Here is a 19,719-nt window from a genome sequence, read left to right on the forward strand (position 1 = left end):
GTGGATTCAATCAGTTTTTAATGATGCGTAAATATTTAATCTCTGGATCCTCTGGGCCTTGGACAGGCAGGCCGGCCTCGATATTCTTTTGGATATAACTGATATTATCTTCCGTAATCAGTTCACCAGGTATAAAGATCGGGATCCCCGGGGGATATACCATGATGAATTCTGCACTGATTTTTCCGACGGATTCCTCGATCGGAACCACCTCGGTTTCAGCATAAAAAGCCTCCCTTGGAGATAGGGCAAGCGGTGGTGTATCAGGAAGGAGAACTTCGATTTTTTCATGTTCAGCTGCCATTTCCTTAAACTCATCGGAAAGATCCTTAAGAGCAGCAATCAACAGGTCAGCTTCCGTTTTGGAGTCCCCAGGAGTGATCAAACAAAGGATATTATACAAATCGGAAAGTTCCACTTCGATATTATGCTTTTCACGAAGCCATTTTTCGACATCGTATCCGGTAATATTCAATTCCTTGATTGAAATGATCAACTTTGTAGGGTCATAACTAAAAGCAGCCTTACTTCCGAGAATTTCGCTTCCGACACAGTATAAATAAGGGATCTCATTTACGGCCTCCCTGATGTATCCTGCAAGATTGATGGCCTCATCGATCATTTGCCTTCCTACGGTCGCAAGCTGTCTTCTAGCCGTGTCCAGGGAAGCTAAAAGGATGTAGGAGGTTGATGTGGTAGTGAGCATGCTCAAAATCGCTTGAACCCGATTCGCAGATACCAATCCATCTCTCACATTTAAAATCGAACTTCCCGTAAGCGAACCTCCAAGTTTATGAACACTAGTTGCGGCCATATCAGCCCCGGCCTGCATGGCTGACATCGGAAGGTCTTCATGGAAGTGGATGTGGACTCCATGCGCTTCATCAACGAGAACAGGAATTTCGTAGGAATGAGCAATTTCGACGATTTTCTGCAAATCAGCTGAAATGCCGAAATAGGTAGGGTTGATTACAAGCAATCCTTTTGCATCACTATGCTCCTTTAACGTCTTTTCAACGGCCTCGATGGTGATTCCGTGTGAAATGCCTAAATCCTTATCTATTTCAGGATTGATGAAAACAGGAACCGCTCCCGAAAAGACAATCGCAGACATGACGGATTTATGTACGTTCCTTGGTACGATGATTTTATCCCCTGGACCGCAAACCGTCATCACCATCGTCATGATGGCTCCGCTTGTTCCTTGAACGGAAAAGAATGTGTGATCGGCCCCGAAAGCTCTGGCAGCTAAGTCCTGTGCTTGTTTAATGATCCCTTTCGGCTGATGGAGGTCATCAAGCGGGGCAATATTGATTAAATCTATGGATAGTGCATTTTCTCCAATGAATTCACGAAAATCGGCATCCATTCCTTTTCCTTTTTTATGACCGGGAATATGGAATTGAACGGGATTTTTTTTGGCATGCTGCAATAACGCAGAGTATAAGGGTGTTTCATTCTGTGACAATTCTTTGTGGCCCCTTTTCAATAGATTAGATACGGAATATGGGGGAGGATGACTCCCTTTCTATAAGAATCGGATGTGTATCCGATTTTGAAACAATACGAGTTAATCAGTACATGGAAAGACATAAAACAAATGAATTATAGCACGTCTTATTATAAATGCCTAGCATCAATTTACTTCGTAGCATGAAAAACCATTTTGTTCCTGGTGTGAATGGCAAGAATGAAAAGATGAAATTGAACAATGGATCTCATGTGAATATGATCGTTGCAGGATTTTATTTTATATAGGTGGAATGTGCGGAGTGTAAAAATTGAACGGGTAAACAATATTTGCCATAATGAAAATGTGCCTTCATATCATAGAAACCAGGCATGAAAAGGGAGTGGGGAGTTTGAATTGGAATACGCGTGTCACCGATTTGCTAGGAATACATTACCCGATTGTCCAAGGAGGTCTGGCTCATTTAGCTTATGCCGAACTGGCAGCGGCCGTCTCAAATGCAGGAGGACTAGGTCAAGTAACGGCGATGTCCTTGGACTGTCCAGAGCAATTGGTCGATGAAATCAGGAAAACGAAAGCATTGACGGATAAACCATTCGGGGTCAACTTTGCAATTGGGCAGCATGGAAGACCTTATGAACATATGCTTGAAGCAGCCTTGAAAGAAGACGTAGCAGCTGTTTCCGTGACGGGTGGCAACCCTGGGCCATTTATTGAATTTGTCAAGGACACTCCGGTGAAAAAGCTGGTGCTGGTTGCAGCGACAAGGCAGGCAGTGAAGGCGGAACAGCTTGGTGCAGATGCGGTAATGGTGGTTGGTCAGGAGGGCGGCGGACATTTGGGGCGTGAAGATATCGGAACCTCTGTTTTGATCCCTCAAGTCGTGGATTCCGTGAAGATACCGGTCATTGCCTCTGGTGGCTTTGGTGATGGACGCGGTTTGATGGCGGCGTTGGCACTTGGAGCAGAGGGGATCGAGATGGGAACCAGGTTCATTGCAGTGAAGGAATGTGTACACGCGCATGGAACATATAAAAATGCCTTGGTTTCCGGCACGGAAAATGATACCGTTATCATTAAGCGGTCCATCGGTGCACCAGCCCGGGTAATCGCAAATGGCTGGACGGATAAAATTCTTGAAATTGAAAAAGAAAACGGCGGCTATGAGCAATTGAAAGATTACATAAGTGGAAAGGCGAATCAGCGCTATATCCACGATGGTGTTGAAGAAGAAGGATACGCCTGGGCTGGGCAAGTGATGGGACTGATACATGATGTTCCGACGACGCTTGAGTTATTCAGCCGGATTATCGGTCAAGCTGAGGCAATTCGCTCGAAGTGGGCAGACTAACAGATGGATGGTCTCCCGGACAACAGGAAAAAACGATCTAGAAGGAGCGTGTTTAAGATATGGATTATCAATATCCCATGGACCTTGATTGGTCAACGGATGAAATCGTGGATGTCATTAAATTTTTTGAAGCGGTGGAAAAAGCTTATGAGAACAAAATCCAAAAGGAAGCTTTCATGAAGGCTTATCGAAGGTTCAAGGAAATTGTCCCCGGTAAGGCGGATGAAAAAAAATATACGGACGAGTTCGAGTCGGTCAGTACCTATTCCGCATATCAGGTCATAAAGAAGGCAAAGGGGCTCGATGAAGGCGACTGGGTTAAAATGAAATAATTATTTGAAAACTTTATTGACTTCCTGAAAAGATTGTTTTAACATAATAACCAAGAAAAAGATAAAGGCAGTGACGAAGAAGAGTACCTTAATGCAGTTCTGCAGAGAACCAGTGGTTGCTGAAAACTGGTGGACGAATTTAAGCGAATGGACTTCCGAGCCCCAAACCGAAACGGATGGACGGAGTAGGCTTTGGCGATTATCTCATCGTTAACGGAGATAGGCATGGGAAGATATGCCGTAAAGTGAGCTGAATTAGCTAATTAAGGTGGTACCACGGGTTCCTCGTCCTTTGGATGAGGGGCCTTTTTGCGTTTTTTTAAAATGATAATCAAAATAAATCTATGATTAAGAGTAGTAATCTTTTTAGATTCGTCACAGAGAGCCGGAATAGGTGGAAACCGGTACGATATTAAAGGATGAATGGACTTATGAGTGGTTTCTTGAAGGTAGTAGGGAAACCCGGCTTCCACCGTTAAAGGGTTTGGCAGGAAATTTGGATTTCCTGCTGGAGAGGGAAAAATGCTTCGTTTTTCCAACTTGAGGTGGCACCGCGGTATACCGTCCTCTGCAGACACATTTTGTGTTTGCAGGGGATTTTTTTATGGATTTTGAACCGATTGAGGCAGAAGCGTCGGCATATTAGGTTGAAATAGAGTTATAAATGTCTTGTTAAGAATATGGAGGGGATTTTCGATGAACGACTTGAATGAAAAAAAGATGCTTCGCTTCATGATGGAAACCATGGAAGGTGATATTCATACACCCATCGCCATATTTCAGAAATTAGATGGGCAACAAAGGTTTTTATTGGAGAGCTCTAATTCCCATCATGACAATGGGCGATACTCATACTTAGGTTCTAATCCGTATTTGGAGGTTACATCGCTTGCTGGCAACGTTATTGTAAAAGATCTTAAGACAGGTGGGGAAACGGAAAAGGACACTAACATCATTGAATTTCTGAAAAGTGAGTTGTTGGTGGAGACAAGGGGCGCCCCGGTAACTATTCCGCCATTTAATGGGGGAGCGATCGGGTATATGGGATATGATATCATCCGCCTATTTGAAAATATAGGCTCGGTGCCCCCTGACTCTCTGCAAATGCCGGATGCCCATTTTCTTTTTTTTAAGGAACTGTATATATTCGATCATGTGATACAGAAGATTCACTTGCTGACTGCTGAGGAAGACAGTGAAAAAAGCTTGTCGCAGATGAAGGAAACAATTAATAAAGCCAATATACCGTCAGAGGAAATATCGTCGGAATATTTGGAATTCGAATCGAATTTTACCCAAGAAGAATTCGAAAATATGGTGAGAGAAGTCAAAGAAGCGATCGTGGCAGGAGAGGTGTTTCAGGTGGTTTTATCGCAAAGGTTTAAAGCTGGATTCGGTGGGAAGCCTTTCGATGCATACCGCCGTCTGCGTCTAGCCAACCCCTCCCCTTATATGTTTTATATCGAATTTGGTGAGTATACGATCCTAGGATCTTCTCCAGAAAGCTTGATCAGTGTTTCATCAGGAATTGTCCATGTTAACCCGATTGCCGGCACACGTCCAAGAGGGAAAACGCATGAAGAAGATGAAGGCTTTGAAAGAAGCTTGTTGATGGATGAAAAGGAACTTGCTGAACATAGGATGCTTGTCGATTTAGGAAGAAATGATCTTGGAAGGGTATGTGAAATAGGATCAATTCACCTTACCGAGGAAATGGAAATTCAAAGATATCAGCATGTGATGCATATTGCTTCGAAGGTAAGCGGTAAGCTTAGAGAAGGGTTCACGAGTTTGGATGCACTTTCCGCCTGCCTTCCAGCAGGGACTGTATCGGGTGCCCCGAAGATTCGGGCGATGGAGCTGATCAATGATCTGGAGAATTGCAAACGCGGGATATATTCCGGCTCGATAGGATTCATGGGCTTCGGAGGGGATATGGATATGGCTTTAGCGATTCGGACGATGATCATTAAAGATGGCAACGCCTATGTACAGGCGGGTGCAGGAATCGTATATGATTCGGACCCAAAAACGGAATATGAGGAAACACAAAATAAAGCGCGTGCTCTAATGGAGGTACACAGAAAATGATTTTATTGATTGATAACTACGACTCGTTCACATACAACCTTTATCAATATATAGGGGAAGTGGAGAAAGACATCAACGTAAAAAGGAATGACGAAATAACCATAGCTGAAATCGAGGAAATGAATCCAATGGCAATTGTCATATCCCCGGGACCTGGACGGCCGGAAGATGCTGGTATCAGTATGGAAATCATCCGACATTTTCATAAGGAGATTCCGCTTTTGGGCATTTGTCTCGGGCATCAGGCCATTGGTGCAGCCTTTGGGGCAAACGTGATTGGGGCACAACATATCATGCACGGGAAAACCTCGGTCATCGAGCATGATGGATCTGGGGTATTCGTTAATCAGGATGTGCAATTTCCTGTCATGCGTTACCACTCCCTAGTAGTGGAAAGAGCAAGTTTGCCAAAAGAATTGATTGTCACGGCCGCAGCGGTGGATGATGGGGAGATCATGGCCTTGCAGCATGATGAGTTCCCCTTATACGGTCTGCAGTTCCACCCTGAATCCATCGGGACGAAAATCGGCAAGGAATTATTGCATGAATTTTATGGGATTGCCAGGTCCTTTCAATCAGAAAAGAATCAATCCATTTTATAAATTCAAAAAGACGACTGGGGGAGTTAGCGGTGAAGGAATATTTAGCAAAGTTAGCAGAGCGTCAAGCATTGACGGAAGATGAGATGAGCAGAGCGGCCCAAGCGTTATTTTCTAAAGATATCACCGAAAGCGAAATGGCGGCATTCATCATTGCCCTGAAAGCGAAAGGGGAAACGGCAGGTGAAATCGCAAGCCTTGTTAAAGTCATGAGAAAGGAAGCGAGGAGTGTCCAAACAAGCTCGCTTAATGTAATGGACAATTGCGGTACAGGGGGAGATGGGTCACAAAGCTTCAATATAAGTACGGCATCGGCCTTCGTGCTGGCTGGAGCAGGTGTCAAGGTTGCCAAACATGGCAACCGCAGCATTTCAAGCAGAACGGGCAGTGCGGATGTATTGGAAGAGCTGGGGGTCGATTTGTCCTTGGAGCCTGATATGTTAAAGGAGCTATTGGAGGAAAATGGGATAGCATTTCTGTTTGCTCCATCCGTCCATCCTAATATTGCACGGATCATGAAAGTGAGAAAAGAATTGAAAATCCCGACAATATTCAATCTAATCGGGCCATTGACGAATCCAGTTCAACTCGAAACCCAATTATTAGGGATCAACCGACGCGATATGCTCGAGCTTTTTGCGGAAGTGCTCCATAAATTAGGCAGAACACGTGCAATCGTGATAAATGGCGCTGGTTTCATGGATGAAGCAAGTCTTCAGGGAGAGAACTCACTCGTGCTGCTGGAACAAGGGGATATTATTCCGTTTACGCTCCACCCCGAAGAGGTGGATCTGCCTGTATACGATAACGATAGAATCAGAGGCGGCGATGCCAAACAGAATGCCGATATCATGATGCGCCTGCTGAAAGGGGAAAAAGGGGCATACCGTGATACCGTATTATTGAATGCCGGGCTGGGATTATACGCAAATGGAACGGCAACAACGATTAAAAAAGGAATCTCCTTGGCCAAGGAAAGCATTGATAGTGGTTCGGCACTTTCGAAATTGGAAAATCTGATTGCTTACGGCAATAGAAAAAGGGTGATCATGTAATGGGAAATATCTTAACGGAAATCATAGAGCAGAAAAAAGCGGAAGTGAAAAAATTAAAGGAAAAGGGACTAGGTGATTCAGTCAGGTTCGACTTGGTCAGGCCTTCCCTCATAGAAACGTTGAAAACGGCCAAGACCATTGCGGTTATTGCCGAAATCAAACGGGCTTCCCCTTCGAAAGGGAACATTAAAATGGATGTAAATCCGATCGAGCAGGCGCTGTCCTATGAAAGGGGCGGGGCGGCAGCGATATCCGTATTGACGGATGAAGTATTCTTCAAAGGGTCGATTGCCGATTTAAGAACGGTGAGTGAAGCCATAAAAATTCCGAGGCTGTGCAAGGATTTCATCATCGATGAAATTCAAATCGATCGTGCCCATCAAGCTGGCGCAACCATCATTCTATTAATCGTGGCAGCACTTTCCCAAGAGAGACTTCATGAATTATATCAATATGCAAAAAATAAAGGCCTGGATGTGTTAACCGAGATTCATGATGAAGCTGAATTGGAACGAGCGCTCGAACTGAAGGCTGAACTTATCGGTATCAATAATCGGAACTTAAAGACATTCAAAGTGGATTTGGCCGTTACGGAGCGTCTGGCAAAGCTGCTTGATCCAAAGCGCCACCTCATCATCAGTGAAAGTGGAATCAAGACAAAGGAAGACGTTTTGCGTGTGAAGAAGGCTGGTGCAGTGGGGATTCTGGTCGGAGAGACACTGATGACCTCAGCCGATCTTCCCAATACCATGGCCGAACTGCAAATGAGCATTTAAGGAGATTGCTATGTTAGTGAAAATATGTGGAATTAAAACATTGGCTGCCGCTCAAGAAGCTGTAAATTACGGAGCGGATTTCATTGGGTTCATTTTTGCAGAGAGCAGCAGGAAAGTAGCGCCTGAGTTGATCGGTGAATTCGGAAAGGAACTGCCCGGTCATATTAAAAAAGTCGGAGTTTTTTCCAATCAAACCGAGCAAGAAGTGATAAGAATTGCTGAAGTGGCAGGATTGGATTTTATTCAACTGCATGGCAATGAGCCCGCAAGCTTTGCTAGCAGGATGCCGCTTCCGGTGATCAAGGCATTTGCCATCCGTTCGGAAACGGATCTTGAAAAGCTGCAGGAGTACCCAGCCGAATTTTTATTGGTGGATCTTCCTAAGGGTTCCTCTGGCAAAGGTTTGACTTTGGATTGGGATATGATCCGTGAAGCGAACTTACCTCGGAGGAAATTAATCCTTGCGGGTGGACTGACGCCGGAAAATGTGAGAAACGCGATCAGTGCTGTTTCACCAATCGCCGTGGACGTAGCAAGCGGGGTTGAAACAAATGGATTAAAAGATTCTTTGAAAATGAAAGCTTTTATAAATGAGGCGAAATTTACAGACGGAAAAGGGGAATGAATGGATGACTACTTATACACAGCCTAATGGAACTGGACATTTTGGAGCTTACGGGGGAAGGTTCGTTCCGGAAACGCTAATGGCAGCGATAACGGAACTGGAGGAAGTATATGATCAATCTAAAAAAGATCCCGAATTTCAAAAGGAACTGAATTATTACTTGAAGCAATATATCGGACGCGAAACCCCTCTCTATTTTGCGGAGAATCTTACGAAGCTTGCTGGCGGTGCCGATATTTATCTGAAGCGTGAGGACTTGAATCATACAGGAGCACACAAAATCAATAATACGATCGGCCAGGCGTTACTGACTCAGAAAATGGGCAAGAAGAAAGTGATTGCCGAGACCGGTGCAGGGCAGCATGGAGTCGCGACTGCGACAGTGTGCGCTTTACTGAAGTTGGAGTGCATCATCTTTATGGGAGAAGAAGATATCAGGAGACAGAAGTTGAATGTGTTTCGGATGGAGCTTTTAGGTGCCAAGGTCGTATCCGTCTCACAAGGAAGCGGAACACTGAAGGATGCAGTGAATGAAGCGTTACGTTATTGGGTAGCAAATGTGGATGACACCCATTACATAATGGGATCTGTTCTCGGACCGCATCCTTTCCCCGTGATTGTTCGCGATTTTCAAAGCGTGATCGGCAAGGAAACGAAGCGACAGTATTCTGAGGGAAATCATTCCCTTCCAGATGCCATAGTCGCATGCATAGGCGGCGGCAGCAATGCAATGGGGATGTTTTATCCGTTCATTGAAGATGATTCGGTCAAATTATATGGAGTGGAAGCGGCAGGACATGGTCTGGATACACAATTACATGCTTCCAGCTTGACGAAAGGAAAACCGGGAGTGCTGCACGGCGCATTCATGTATGTATTACAGAACGAAGACGGTCAGATTCAGGAGGCGCATTCGATTTCAGCTGGGTTGGATTATCCAGGGGTTGGCCCGGAGCATAGTTATTTAAAAGATACCAAGCGTGTGGAATATACTTCTGTTACAGATGATGAAGCATTGGAAGCTCTAATGCTGCTTTCACGGGAAGAAGGAATAATCCCAGCTTTGGAAAGTTCACATGCCATATCCTATGGGCTGAAGCTTGCTAAGGAAATGGATAAAGGTACAGGATTGGTGATTTGTTTATCTGGCCGGGGCGACAAGGATGTAGAAACGGTCCAATCATTAATAGGAGGTAGTGAACATGAATAAATTAACAAAGGCGCTTGAAGAATGTCGGGTTAAGCAGGAAAAAGCGTTCATTCCTTATATTATGGCAGGCGATGGCGGTCTTGAACGATTGAAGAGCCAGCTTCTTTTTCTTGAAAATGGCGGAGCGACAGCCGTTGAATTAGGTATACCATTCTCTGATCCTGTTGCGGATGGACCGGTCATCCAACAGGCCGGCATCCGTTCCTTGGAGGAGGGAACTACTTTAAAGGCTATTCTGAATAAAGTTATGGAAATCAAAAATGAAGTGAAAATTCCCATCATCTTAATGGGCTACTCCAATTCAATCATGGCCTATGGGCTTAAAGAGTTTACAGAAGATTGTCTTCGCGCAGGTATCTCCGGATGCATCATCCCTGATGTACCGATTGAAGAAGAAAAGATGTTTTCAGCTATTAAAACGGCAGGAATCGTGCTTATTAGACTTGTGACACTCACCTCTTCAAAAGAACGCATCACCGAGATCACGGCAGGAGCAGAGGGTTTTATTTACGCTGTTACAGTCAATGGCATAACAGGTGCCCGCGATGGTTTTGGTGGGGACCTTGGGGGCTACTTAAAGAAAGTGAAAGAGCTAAGCCCCGTTCCCGTTCTTGCTGGCTTCGGCATTTCGAAGCCAGAACATGTACGAGATACGACCCAGTTCTGTGATGGTGTCATTGTCGGGAGCAAGATCATTGAATGCTTCGAAACAGGTAATGAAGCTCAAATTAATGAACTGATACAAGCTAGTAAGGATTTGGTTCAAAAATAAAGGAAAAGGGGCCCGGAATTAAAAATTCCGGACCCCTTTTGAACTTCGGCTGTTTAAGTTGGACATATCGCTCAGTTCCAATCGGAAATTGTACACAACCTTAAAAAATGCCCCGTAAATGTCAGTTGGGTGTCTAACATTTACGAGGCAATGCAATTCGATGTTTGAGTGAGTTTGTTCACATCCTGGGGAGCAAGCGACCGCGGCATGACCGGGCTCATGCTCCATAATTCATTGTCGAATGCTGAACAAATGTGTTTATTTCAATTTATAAAAGGGTAAAAGATGTTCAAATGCATCTTGAATGGTATTCATGAAATCATCGTCATTCATATCAATGACATCATCACGTGAAATCCTCATGCCGCAGAGGATTTCGGCTTTCTTTACAGTTTGCAAACGATGGAACATGGAATTCAAATCTTCGATGCCAAGACCATCATGAGCAATGACTTCAGGTTTTGTATGATCCATTGACCAAACATAATTGGCGGGAATGTTTTTTATCAATTGGTTCGCCTGTTGTTCCAGTTTCTTTCCGATTTCCATTTTATTCGGAGCTTCATAAATGACCGCGTACCAAATGAACATATGCGATTCCCACAATCCAATTTGAAAATGCGGCATCATTTTATAGCCTCTGCTGTTCGCAGCGAAAGCTACCCATGTATCTTTAGGAGGATTCACTGTCCGTCTGGCATGCTTTGCCACATGCGGGTACATTTCATCCCCGGTCATCACGGAAAGCTGTTGGGAAAAGTGCTCGCCAAGGGCCTGCAATTTCGGTTGGATTCGATCCTTCAAAGCATCCATGCGTTGTTCCAATCCATCAATCGTAAAGACGTTAAAATCGTCTGCTGTAAATCTTTCTATATTCATTATCATCTCTCCTACCGTAATATCTGCACATATTGTAGCATAAGTGAAAATAAAAATTAATTAATACGATTATGGGGCGGCACGGTAAAATTTACTTCTAGGTTAAGACACAAATTAGTTGCTATTTGTTGTTGGAAGACATATGATAAAATAAAAATAAATTCAGAAAATTAGGTTAATTGAAGGGAGAATGTTAATTATGAAACAAGTCATGAACCAAGCATTAAAGGCTAAAGAAGTTGAAAGACATAGAGCTGCAGTGTTAAGAATGGAAATGGACTATGAATTAGCAACCCTTTTTGAAGCGATTGGCGAACAGAATGATCAAAAGCGTTCACAATGCAAGCAAAGGCTTGAACGAATCCGTTTGGAATTGTTGAAGTTGAAAGCATTATAGGAAGCTTGCCAGCAGAGAGCATGAAGGAGAATGACTGAAGGAAATGAATCAATTTCAATACAAGGAATTTTATCATAGATGAACGGACACTTATTTTTTTAATAAAATAACGTGTCCGTTTTTCATTCAATGTCCAAACTATATGGATGTTGGGCTCGGAACTATCTTTTGCTTCATTTAATTATTGAATGTATAAGATGTTAAAAACTTGAAGACAAACTGCATTTGCTTTAATCTTTATAAGAGGATCATTTTAATGTAGTTTCTGATCATAAAGGACGGGGATATTATAATGGCATCGGTAAAGGAAATGGATACATATGCGAAATTATGGATGAAGGAAGCCGGATCGAGGCTGAGGGCGTCCTTCAATACCAAACTGGATATTGAAATGAAAACGAATCCTAATGATTTGGTTACAAATATGGACAAGGGAATCGAAAAGTTTTTTTGCGACAAGATTGGCGAAGTTTTCCCAGATCACCGAATTTTTGGTGAAGAGGGAATGGGCAATGATATTAAGGATTTAAAGGGGACGGTTTGGATCATCGACCCGATTGACGGAACGTTGAATTTCATTCATCAACAACGGGATTTTGCCATTTCTCTTGGGGTTTATGTCGATGGCATCGGGAAAATCGGCATGGTCTATGACGTCGTTAGTGATGAATTATATCATGTCATCAAGGGGCAAGGAGCATACATGGATGATCAGCGCCTGCCAACACTCCCATCGGCTTCGGTTAATCGGTCCATTGTCTCCATTAATGCAAGCTGGGTGACGGAAAATCGCAGAATCGACCCGAGTCTTTTAGCGCCGCTCGTCCGGGATGCACGAGGCACCCGTTCGTATGGTTCGGCAGCATTGGAGCTTGCGTTCGTTGCAGCAGGAAGGATTGATGCCTATATAACCATGAGGCTCATGCCGTGGGATTTTGCCGGAGGAGTGCTGCTGGTTGAGGAAGTGGGCGGGGAAGTAAGCAATATTAAAGGAGACAAGTTGAATTTTTTAGAGGGTGACTCACTTTTCGTCTCCAAGCCCGGGCTGCACAAAGAAGTATTCGATAAATACTTATCAGGTGACACTGGCTTGTGATGGTGGGGATAATTAACAAAAAAACTCGCTGTCTGACAGCGAGTTTTTTATATTATAACTTTCCTGCTTCGCGTAATTTTTTCTTCTGAGTGAAGCCAAACCCCATCACTCCGCAAAGTACAACGATTGCAGCCAGTATCCCAATCAAGCTTTTTTCAGCAATGAAGATGCCAATGGAGCCAATGCTGGCTGTTGCCAATATCGCTAATATTAAGAAATTCCATTTAATATTCATTAATATCACCCCTAATATATCTATTGTACATAATTTCTGTATTTGTTTCTAGTATGTTTGTGATATAATATGTAAGTTAATACTAGTGATACGTTAAACACAAACTTTTTTAGGAGTGAATTTTTTGAAATTAAGAGAAAATATTCGTAATATAGCGATCATTGCCCACGTTGACCATGGTAAAACGACGTTAGTGGATCAGTTGCTTAAGCAATCTGGTACTTTCCGTGAAAACGAACATGTGGAAGAACGTGCGATGGACTCTAATGCGATTGAAAAAGAACGCGGAATTACGATTCTTGCGAAAAATACAGCAGTACAATACCAAGATACAAGGATCAACATTTTGGATACACCAGGTCATGCCGACTTTGGCGGTGAAGTGGAACGGATCATGAAAATGGTTGATGGCGTTTTGCTTGTTGTTGACGCTTATGAAGGCTGCATGCCGCAAACACGTTTTGTGTTGAAAAAAGCATTGGAACAAAAGATCACGCCAATCGTTGTCGTGAACAAAATCGATAAAGATTCTGCACGCCCAGATGAAGTGGTCGATGAAGTAATCGACTTATTCATTGAACTGGGAGCTGAAGAAGAACAGTTGGAATTCCCTGTTGTCTTCACTTCGGGTATCGCTGGTACTGCAAGCTTGGATTCAGATCCTGCAAAACAAGAAAAAGACATGACACCATTGTTCGAAACGATCGTTGAAACGATCCCTGCACCTATCGATAACACAGATGAACCGCTTCAATTCCAAGTGGCCTTACTTGACTATAATGATTATGTTGGCCGTATCGGTGTTGGCCGTGTATTCCGCGGTAAAATGCATGTAGGTCAACAAGTTTCATTAATGAAACTTGATGGGACTGTCAAACAATTCCGTGTAACGAAAATCTTTGGTTATATCGGCTTGAAGAAAGTTGAAATCCAAGAAGCCGTTGCCGGTGATTTGATTGCCGTTTCCGGTATGGAGGATATTAACGTTGGGGAAACGGTTTGTCCGACAGAGCATCCTGATGCCCTTCCGATCCTACGCATTGACGAGCCGACGTTACAAATGACATTCCTTGTGAATAACAGTCCATTCGCGGGACGCGAAGGAAAATTCGTTACAGCGCGTAAAATCGAAGAGCGCTTGAAAAGCCAATTGCAAACGGATGTCAGCTTAAGAGTCGAAAACACTGATTCTCCGGATGTATGGATCGTTTCAGGCCGTGGGGAGCTTCACCTTTCCATCCTGATTGAAAACATGAGACGTGAAGGATACGAGCTGCAAGTTTCTAAACCAGAAGTTATCGTTCGCTTGATTGATGGTGTTCGTTGTGAGCCGGTTGAACGCGTTCAAATTGACGTACCTGAAGAGCACACTGGTTCGATCATGGAATCAATGGGAGCCCGCAAAGGTGAATTGCTGGATATGGTCAATAGCGGAAGCGGTCAAGTCCGTTTACTGTTCACGATCCCAGCTCGCGGATTGATTGGGTATTCGACTGAGTTCTTAACGATTACACGCGGATATGGTATCATGAACCACTCGTTTGACAGCTACCAACCGATGGCCCAAGGTCAAGTCGGCGGAAGACGTCAAGGTGTGCTTGTATCCATGGAATCAGGAAAAACTACACAATACGGTACGATGCAAGTAGAAGACCGCGGCGTCATTTTCGTCGAGCCAGGTACGGATATTTATGAAGGTATGATCGTCGGGGAGCATAATCGTGATAGCGATTTGACTGTCAATATCGTTAAAGCGAAACAAATGACGAATATGCGTTCAGCAAATAAAGACCAAACTTCTTCCATGAAAAAACCAAGAATCCTGTCTCTTGAAGAAGCACTTGAATATTTGAACGATGATGAGTACTGTGAAGTAACTCCGGAGTCAATCCGTCTTCGTAAAAAAATTCTTGATAAAAATGAGCGTGAAAGAGCAGCTAAAAGGAAAAAAGTGGCTGTTGAAGAAAAATAAATAGCAAGAGGAGGAGAAAAGAGTGGATATCCAAGAGCGATTATCATTTTTTGCAGCTTTGTACAGAGTGGATGAGAATCCTGAAGCAGGAATGTGGTATTTGTATTTAACGGTCCTTGGATTGTGCATCCTTGTCTATCAGTTAGGTTTTGCCAAAAAGTTACCTTTGCTAAAAAATGTGGTCATTTATGCAGTAATGGCACTTGGATGTACCCTTCTTTCTTTCTTTGCAGTGTTTCTTCCTATGGGGGAAGCATTAGTCATCGCGTCACTTGTTCTAGGAATTTACAGAATTCGTCTCCGTAATTCGAGGAAAGAAGAACAGGCTTAAGATGATGAAATCATTACAGGATGCTTTATACAATTGGTTGACGATCAAAGTTGTCTGTGACGCAAGACCCGATGATACAGCTGCACGAGATACTGAAATGTTTTTCATGCAGTTGTTGAAAGACGATCATCAAGTGATCATTGATACGGTTTCACGAGCAGAGCCTTTTTACTTTGTCGAGTATACACTGGATGAAGAGACGAAAAAGCAACGTTTCCCAATCGAATTGATTGATATCATGTTAGATCAAATTCAGCTGGAACCAGAAAAGTATAAAAATATCGAGTAATGATAAAAAGAACCGTGCGAAATTCGTACGGTTCTTTTTATATGGCTTTTGGGAGGGAAAGTGCGTAAATTAGGTGCAGGGATGCCCACACACTGAACGCTTTCGTGTCAGTTGGAAGGACTGCTTCCGTCAAGGACCATGCCGATAGGGGAAAGTATAGGAAGACAGCAGGGATAATCGTCAGGAATGCAAGGAGGTACTTATTCCAGTCCTTGAAGATTTTTAACGGAATGACGATATGGACGTAACTGAACGTAACAGCTACAGAAAAAAGCAGATGGAAGAAGAATAAGAATCCTTCACTCCAAGGAACTGTGCCGATTACAGGAAGAAAATCGACATTCAATAAAAGTGTATACACTTTTATTCCCCAAGACATTTCAACCCACTTCATCACCAATCCAAGCATACTTCCATTGATGAGGCCGATCACTCCGACTTTATAAATGCGATTACCATTCATCTTCCGTTTTGATCGTACGGTAAAGCCTGAAGTTTCCCGTGGCAATCCGTTCGTTCGTACGCTGTTCTATGCGTTGATTGCATGAATTGCACATATAGGTATGTATAGGTCGATTACGGAGTTTCTTTGCTTCTGGGCTATCATCAGGAATCGATTCAATTTGATCGCATATTACACATTTAACCTTCATATTATTTGGACCTCACTTCAATTCGAATATGCTCTTAAGTATACCAATATTTTGTTGGTAAAACGAGGATAAAGTGTAGCAGAGCTTACTCAATGAAAGGTTTTGGGAGTATCGCCGCTATAAAACAAAAACCCGAAGAATCACTTCGGGTTAGCAAATTCATTCAATATGGTGATTGGATTGATCATTTTGCTCTTTATCCAGCTCTTTTCTTTCCTGATGATCATTAAGCTTATCCTTTTCCTTATCAATTGTTTTCGATGGAGTTGGTGTCAATATATCACCCGGAACCTCAGGGATGACCCTGCTTGTGATGTCAGCCAGTTCATTTAGGATGCCTCTAACTGGTTTACCGCCTTTTATATCCTTTGCTACTTCCCGGATTCGTTCGTTTAAATCCGGATCAGCGACGATGATGGCACTTGCCCCGTCAGGATCATGCTTTAACGCTTCCCCAACCGAATATTTAATCGTCCCTACTTGTGAACGCTCGATGTCTTGGTCAATATCTATCCCGACAATCGCATATTTGCCAAGAACGACTGCAGTGGCACCATTCACCTCTGGAATGGATTTGGCTAAACCAGTAAGTCGTTTGGCCGTTTGCTGTCCAGTTTCCCTGTCCGCTTCCTGAATGGTCGAGTTATGGACTTTCGTTATATGGTTTTTTGCATGATCTTCCGACGCTTGATTTTTATTATTCATTGAACAGCCTGTCATTAAAAGCATGGCAGCGAGTGATAAAAAGATCTTTTGCAATGTATGACCCCCTTAATGTATGTCATTAGTTACAGCCTGTCCACACCGACTAATTATGATGCATATAAGCATAATTTTCACCAGTCAATGATATGTTCCGTGTTAAGTGAAAATATCATTACAGGAAGTTTTCTTTATAGTCTGTAAATGTTCTTCTATCTTTATGCAATGGAACATATATTTTATCAACAGTCTCGTCCGCTACATAACTGCTGAGTGTAGTAAATGGTAAGACATATCCTAAAGAGCAGGCAGGAGGCGTCATATTGGGAAAAAAAATCTATGTTTTAGATACGAATGTCCTGTTGCAGGATCCGTATTCAATTTATTCATTTGAAGATAATGAAGTGGTCATTCCTGCAGTCGTTTTGGAAGAATTGGATTCAAAAAAAAGGTATATGGATGAAATTGGAAGAAACGCCAGGCAAGTATCGAAGCTGATAGATAGCTTCCGCGAAAAAGGCAAGCTTCATCTGAGCATACCGCTGCATAATGGAGGAAGTTTAAGAATTGAACTCAATCACCGTTCATTCCATGAGCTTCAGGAGATTTTTGTGGAGAAAACGAACGATAACAGAATATTGGCCGTTGCCAAAAATTTATCATTGGAAGAGGAAACGAAAGAAGAAGGTAAAACTGTCATCCTTGTTAGCAAGGATACTCTTGTCAGGGTAAAAGCTGATGCTATCGGACTTGAGGCTGAGGATTTTTTGAATGATCGCGTCGTTGAATTGGATCATATATATGGCGGTCATAAAGAAGTGTTTGTCTCGATAGATAACCTGAATAAGTTTTACGAAAAAAATTTTCTCCCCCTTGCCGAACTGACAAAAGATTCGTATTATCCCAATCAATTCCTATTGATGAAGGACACGCTTGGAAGCTCAGCTTCCGCGATTGGCATAGTGGATGAGAACTGCAGGTTAGTTAAGAAATTGGTTTATGAAGGAGAACATATTTGGGGTATCAAGCCAAGGAATGTCCAGCAAACGATGGCCCTGGATTTGTTGCTTCGGTCCGATATCCAACTGGTGACGCTGATAGGGAAAGCGGGGACAGGGAAGACGTTATTGGCATTGGCAACAGGCTTGATGCAAACGGAAGATCTGTCACAATATAAAAAACTTTTGGTTGCCAGGCCGATTGTTCCGGTAGGCAAAGACATCGGGTATCTCCCGGGTGAAAAAGAAGAAAAGCTAAGACCTTGGATGCAGCCTATTTTTGACAATCTGCAATATTTGTTCAATACAAAAAAACCAGGTGAATTGGACGCCATTTTAGCAGGTATGAGTTCGATTGAAGTCGAGGCCTTGACGTATATAAGGGGAAGAAGCATCCCAGATCAGTTCATCATCATCGATGAAGCGCAGAACTTAACCAAGCATGAAGTGAAGACAATATTGACGAGAGTCGGTGAGCGAAGCAAAATTGTCTTGATGGGGGACCCGGAGCAAATAGACCATCCCTATTTAGATGAATACAATAATGGCTTGACCTATGTGGTGGAGAAATTCAAGACCGAACGGATTGCCGGGCATGTTAAATTGATAAAAGGGGAAAGGTCAGGACTAGCCCAACTCGCCGCAACGCTATTATAAAGGGATCGGCAAGCGGGGAGTACCCCTTGCCGATCCTTTTTAAGCTAAACATCCCCTATTTTATGGTGAAGGAACGCACATTCTTTATCGGATTTTCGAGGTTGGAGGCATCTCCGAAATAGATTTCCAAAGGGCCTCCCTCGGTTACTTTAAGAGGTTTGCCGTCCTTGGAAAAGCCTAGGAAAAACTGAAGTGCCACTTCCACCGGGAATGTAAGTTCATTATCTGCTGTTGTAACCAGTACTTCAGTTACGCCGCTTTCAGGTTCGGCATTATTAAAAAAAGGTTCGAAAGGGATGCCAAAAGTCCCTTCCATCAATCTTTGCTTTTCGAATTTTCGCTCCGTTTTCAAAGTAGGCGGCAATGTTGCACCCTCTTGAATTTCTTTTTGCCAATGCTTGGATGCTGCGATCGTATACTCTTCCAATTCATTGACTTCAGCTCTGTCAGCGTGGAAGTATGTATCGATTTCAACTTTACGGTCATCAAAAATCCAGACACCGGGATCTAGCGTAATAGGATATTTCACCTTTCCATTAATAAACACGATGGGTTCCAAATATCTCATTCCTTTCTGTTGCACTTAAGTAATTATAATCAATTATAAATGAAATGTCACATCATCAAGAATGTCGATTCATATTGATGGCTCCGTATGTGTACGGAGAGACGAATGTGACTAACCCGCGGGAATTTGTTTGTCAATGTCCTTGCTTTTTCACAAAACTAAAGGTAGAATTTAAAGATAAGATATAATCGCTCTGAGCGGGGGGATTTAACATGGCATCTGATATGCTTGTCAATCATCGAGAAAAAGCTTATGCTTTATTAAAAGCAGATGCTGACAAGATTCTAAAACTGATAAAAGTTCAAATGGAGAATCTCACTATGCCTCAATGTCCTTTATATGAAGAGGTACTTGATACTCAAATGTTCGGCCTTTCACGAGAAATCGATTTTGCCGTACGTTTAGGCTTGGTAGAGGATACCGAGGGTAAATCCCTTTTGGAAACACTCGAACAGGAATTGTCAGTTTTGCATGAAGCATCATTAAAAAAATAATATATAAAACATACTAACTCAAACAAATCTCGATGATTGTTTGAGTTTTTTATTTATGTACAATAACTTTTAATAGTGTTATACTAAATGTAATAGTGACATACTAATTAACGCGAATTAGCTCAATCAGGGCTTTTTTTACTGTCCACGATCAATCCGTTTAGAA

At 42.9% G+C, this 19,719-nt stretch carries 23 protein-coding genes and 2 other annotated features; of the genes, 16 read left to right on the plus strand and 7 right to left on the minus strand.

Translation table 11 applies throughout. The features are described 5' to 3' along the window. Positions 1–10: 10 nt before the first annotated feature. Positions 11–1,468, minus strand: a complete 1,458-nt coding sequence (locus tag ABE28_RS07180) for an aminotransferase class I/II-fold pyridoxal phosphate-dependent enzyme (RefSeq protein ID WP_064466409.1) — start codon at positions 1,466–1,468, stop codon at positions 11–13. A 394-nt stretch (positions 1,469–1,862) separates the two neighbouring features. On the opposite strand from ABE28_RS07180, the gene ABE28_RS07185 reads away from it, so the two are divergent. The 9 genes from ABE28_RS07185 to trpA all read left to right on the plus strand — a co-directional run bounded on the left by ABE28_RS07185 (position 1,863) and on the right by trpA (position 10,282). Continuing rightward, on the plus strand, positions 1,863–2,822 hold the full coding sequence (locus tag ABE28_RS07185; RefSeq protein ID WP_064466408.1) for an NAD(P)H-dependent flavin oxidoreductase: 960 nt from the start codon (positions 1,863–1,865) through the stop codon (positions 2,820–2,822). Positions 2,823–2,881: 59 nt separating this feature from the next. After that, the gene (locus ABE28_RS07190; RefSeq protein WP_064466407.1) at positions 2,882–3,154 is read left to right on the plus strand and encodes a UPF0223 family protein; all 273 of its coding nucleotides are present in this window, start codon (positions 2,882–2,884) and stop codon (positions 3,152–3,154) included. A gap of 61 nt (positions 3,155–3,215) precedes the next feature. Next, positions 3,216–3,450: a binding site (T-box leader), on the plus strand. Positions 3,451–3,489: 39 nt separating this feature from the next. Continuing rightward, positions 3,490–3,726, plus strand: a binding site (T-box leader). Between the two features lie 124 nt (positions 3,727–3,850). Continuing rightward, positions 3,851–5,245 (plus strand): anthranilate synthase component I, encoded by a 1,395-nt coding sequence (trpE, locus tag ABE28_RS07195; protein WP_064466406.1) that lies wholly within the window; start codon positions 3,851–3,853, stop codon positions 5,243–5,245. Further along, positions 5,242–5,847 (plus strand): anthranilate synthase component II, encoded by a 606-nt coding sequence (locus ABE28_RS07200; RefSeq protein ID WP_064466405.1) that lies wholly within the window; start codon positions 5,242–5,244, stop codon positions 5,845–5,847. The genes trpE and ABE28_RS07200 overlap by 4 nt, the downstream gene beginning before the upstream one ends. A gap of 29 nt (positions 5,848–5,876) precedes the next feature. Then, positions 5,877–6,899 carry an anthranilate phosphoribosyltransferase gene (trpD, locus tag ABE28_RS07205; RefSeq protein WP_064466404.1) on the plus strand — a complete coding sequence of 341 codons (1,023 nt, stop codon included), beginning with the start codon at positions 5,877–5,879 and terminating at the stop codon, positions 6,897–6,899. Beyond that, a complete protein-coding gene (gene trpC / locus ABE28_RS07210; protein WP_064466403.1) occupies positions 6,899–7,675 on the plus strand; it encodes an indole-3-glycerol phosphate synthase TrpC in 777 nt (258 codons plus the stop codon). Before trpD ends, trpC begins: the two co-directional genes overlap by 1 nt. 10 nt (positions 7,676–7,685) lie before the next feature. Then, complete coding sequence (locus ABE28_RS07215) at positions 7,686–8,300, plus strand: phosphoribosylanthranilate isomerase (RefSeq protein ID WP_064466402.1); 615 nt, start codon at positions 7,686–7,688, stop codon at positions 8,298–8,300. A gap of 4 nt (positions 8,301–8,304) precedes the next feature. Then, on the plus strand, positions 8,305–9,510 hold the full coding sequence (trpB, locus tag ABE28_RS07220; protein WP_064466401.1) for a tryptophan synthase subunit beta: 1,206 nt from the start codon (positions 8,305–8,307) through the stop codon (positions 9,508–9,510). Beyond that, positions 9,503–10,282 carry a tryptophan synthase subunit alpha gene (trpA, locus tag ABE28_RS07225; protein ID WP_064466400.1) on the plus strand — a complete coding sequence of 260 codons (780 nt, stop codon included), beginning with the start codon at positions 9,503–9,505 and terminating at the stop codon, positions 10,280–10,282. The genes trpB and trpA overlap by 8 nt, the downstream gene beginning before the upstream one ends. 258 nt (positions 10,283–10,540) lie before the next feature. Here trpA and ABE28_RS07230 read toward each other — a convergent pair whose 3' ends face one another. Further along, positions 10,541–11,161, minus strand: a complete 621-nt coding sequence (locus ABE28_RS07230) for a DUF1054 domain-containing protein (RefSeq protein ID WP_064466399.1) — start codon at positions 11,159–11,161, stop codon at positions 10,541–10,543. A 199-nt stretch (positions 11,162–11,360) separates the two neighbouring features. On the opposite strand from ABE28_RS07230, the gene ABE28_RS07235 reads away from it, so the two are divergent. Together ABE28_RS07235 and ABE28_RS07240 are read left to right on the plus strand one after the other, a co-directional pair. After that, positions 11,361–11,558, plus strand: a complete 198-nt coding sequence (locus ABE28_RS07235; protein WP_064466398.1) for a hypothetical protein — start codon at positions 11,361–11,363, stop codon at positions 11,556–11,558. Positions 11,559–11,850: 292 nt separating this feature from the next. Continuing rightward, positions 11,851–12,654 carry an inositol monophosphatase family protein gene (locus ABE28_RS07240; protein ID WP_064466397.1) on the plus strand — a complete coding sequence of 268 codons (804 nt, stop codon included), beginning with the start codon at positions 11,851–11,853 and terminating at the stop codon, positions 12,652–12,654. Positions 12,655–12,706: 52 nt separating this feature from the next. Here the strand turns inward: ABE28_RS07240 and ABE28_RS07245 are convergent, their stop codons facing one another. Further along, complete coding sequence (locus ABE28_RS07245; protein WP_064466396.1) at positions 12,707–12,889, minus strand: YlaF family protein; 183 nt, start codon at positions 12,887–12,889, stop codon at positions 12,707–12,709. A 124-nt stretch (positions 12,890–13,013) separates the two neighbouring features. Here ABE28_RS07245 and typA point away from each other — a divergent pair, with 124 nt between their 5' ends. The 3 genes from typA to ABE28_RS07260 are packed head-to-tail and all read left to right on the plus strand — an operon-like array spanning position 13,014 to position 15,481. After that, complete coding sequence (gene typA, locus ABE28_RS07250; protein WP_064466395.1) at positions 13,014–14,861, plus strand: translational GTPase TypA; 1,848 nt, start codon at positions 13,014–13,016, stop codon at positions 14,859–14,861. A gap of 22 nt (positions 14,862–14,883) precedes the next feature. Further along, the gene (locus ABE28_RS07255) at positions 14,884–15,192 is read left to right on the plus strand and encodes a YlaH-like family protein (protein ID WP_064466394.1); all 309 of its coding nucleotides are present in this window, start codon (positions 14,884–14,886) and stop codon (positions 15,190–15,192) included. A gap of 4 nt (positions 15,193–15,196) precedes the next feature. After that, on the plus strand, positions 15,197–15,481 hold the full coding sequence (locus ABE28_RS07260; protein ID WP_064466885.1) for a hypothetical protein: 285 nt from the start codon (positions 15,197–15,199) through the stop codon (positions 15,479–15,481). 37 nt (positions 15,482–15,518) lie between these two features. Here the strand turns inward: ABE28_RS07260 and ABE28_RS07265 are convergent, their stop codons facing one another. From ABE28_RS07265 to ABE28_RS07275, 3 genes are all read right to left on the minus strand, one after another. Beyond that, positions 15,519–15,944 (minus strand): hypothetical protein, encoded by a 426-nt coding sequence (locus ABE28_RS07265; protein ID WP_083231986.1) that lies wholly within the window; start codon positions 15,942–15,944, stop codon positions 15,519–15,521. Beyond that, entirely contained in the window at positions 15,934–16,134 is a 201-nt protein-coding gene (locus ABE28_RS07270; protein ID WP_069191704.1) for a YlaI family protein, read from the minus strand. Before ABE28_RS07270 ends, ABE28_RS07265 begins: the two co-directional genes overlap by 11 nt. 159 nt (positions 16,135–16,293) lie before the next feature. Further along, positions 16,294–16,893: a YhcN/YlaJ family sporulation lipoprotein gene (locus tag ABE28_RS07275; RefSeq protein WP_083231987.1), complete on the minus strand. Its 600-nt coding sequence runs from the start codon at positions 16,891–16,893 to the stop codon at positions 16,294–16,296. Positions 16,894–17,159: 266 nt separating this feature from the next. On the opposite strand from ABE28_RS07275, the gene ABE28_RS07280 reads away from it, so the two are divergent. Continuing rightward, positions 17,160–18,491, plus strand: coding sequence for a PhoH family protein (locus tag ABE28_RS07280; RefSeq protein ID WP_064466393.1), 1,332 nt, complete (start codon positions 17,160–17,162; stop codon positions 18,489–18,491). Positions 18,492–18,546: 55 nt separating this feature from the next. Here the strand turns inward: ABE28_RS07280 and ABE28_RS07285 are convergent, their stop codons facing one another. Further along, positions 18,547–19,050: a peptidyl-prolyl cis-trans isomerase gene (locus tag ABE28_RS07285; RefSeq protein ID WP_156775703.1), complete on the minus strand. Its 504-nt coding sequence runs from the start codon at positions 19,048–19,050 to the stop codon at positions 18,547–18,549. Between the two features lie 221 nt (positions 19,051–19,271). On the opposite strand from ABE28_RS07285, the gene ABE28_RS07290 reads away from it, so the two are divergent. Further along, positions 19,272–19,553: an Fpa/YlaN family protein gene (locus ABE28_RS07290; RefSeq protein ID WP_061144087.1), complete on the plus strand. Its 282-nt coding sequence runs from the start codon at positions 19,272–19,274 to the stop codon at positions 19,551–19,553. Positions 19,554–19,719 lie beyond the last annotated feature (166 nt).

The organism is Peribacillus muralis, from assembly GCF_001645685.2.
GTDB lineage: Bacteria > Bacillota > Bacilli > Bacillales > DSM-1321 > Peribacillus > Peribacillus muralis_A.

Excerpts from the sequence above, each read along its gene's own strand:
- ABE28_RS07190 (WP_064466407.1), top strand. The coding sequence starts at position 2,882 with ATGGATTATCAATATCCCATGGACCTTGATTGGTCAACGGATGAAATC.
- trpE (WP_064466406.1), top strand. The coding sequence starts at position 3,851 with ATGAACGACTTGAATGAAAAAAAGATGCTTCGCTTCATGATGGAAACC.
- ABE28_RS07200 (WP_064466405.1), top strand. The coding sequence starts at position 5,242 with ATGATTTTATTGATTGATAACTACGACTCGTTCACATACAACCTTTAT.
- trpC (WP_064466403.1), top strand. The coding sequence starts at position 6,899 with ATGGGAAATATCTTAACGGAAATCATAGAGCAGAAAAAAGCGGAAGTG.
- ABE28_RS07215 (WP_064466402.1), top strand. The coding sequence starts at position 7,686 with ATGTTAGTGAAAATATGTGGAATTAAAACATTGGCTGCCGCTCAAGAA.
- trpB (WP_064466401.1), top strand. The coding sequence starts at position 8,305 with ATGACTACTTATACACAGCCTAATGGAACTGGACATTTTGGAGCTTAC.
- trpA (WP_064466400.1), top strand. The coding sequence starts at position 9,503 with ATGAATAAATTAACAAAGGCGCTTGAAGAATGTCGGGTTAAGCAGGAA.
- ABE28_RS07230 (WP_064466399.1), bottom strand. The coding sequence starts at position 11,161 with ATGAATATAGAAAGATTTACAGCAGACGATTTTAACGTCTTTACGATT.
- ABE28_RS07235 (WP_064466398.1), top strand. The coding sequence starts at position 11,361 with ATGAAACAAGTCATGAACCAAGCATTAAAGGCTAAAGAAGTTGAAAGA.
- ABE28_RS07240 (WP_064466397.1), top strand. The coding sequence starts at position 11,851 with ATGGCATCGGTAAAGGAAATGGATACATATGCGAAATTATGGATGAAG.
- ABE28_RS07245 (WP_064466396.1), bottom strand. The coding sequence starts at position 12,889 with ATGAATATTAAATGGAATTTCTTAATATTAGCGATATTGGCAACAGCC.
- ABE28_RS07260 (WP_064466885.1), top strand. The coding sequence starts at position 15,197 with ATGAAATCATTACAGGATGCTTTATACAATTGGTTGACGATCAAAGTT.
- ABE28_RS07265 (WP_083231986.1), bottom strand. The coding sequence starts at position 15,944 with ATGAATGGTAATCGCATTTATAAAGTCGGAGTGATCGGCCTCATCAAT.
- ABE28_RS07270 (WP_069191704.1), bottom strand. The coding sequence starts at position 16,134 with ATGAAGGTTAAATGTGTAATATGCGATCAAATTGAATCGATTCCTGAT.
- ABE28_RS07290 (WP_061144087.1), top strand. The coding sequence starts at position 19,272 with ATGGCATCTGATATGCTTGTCAATCATCGAGAAAAAGCTTATGCTTTA.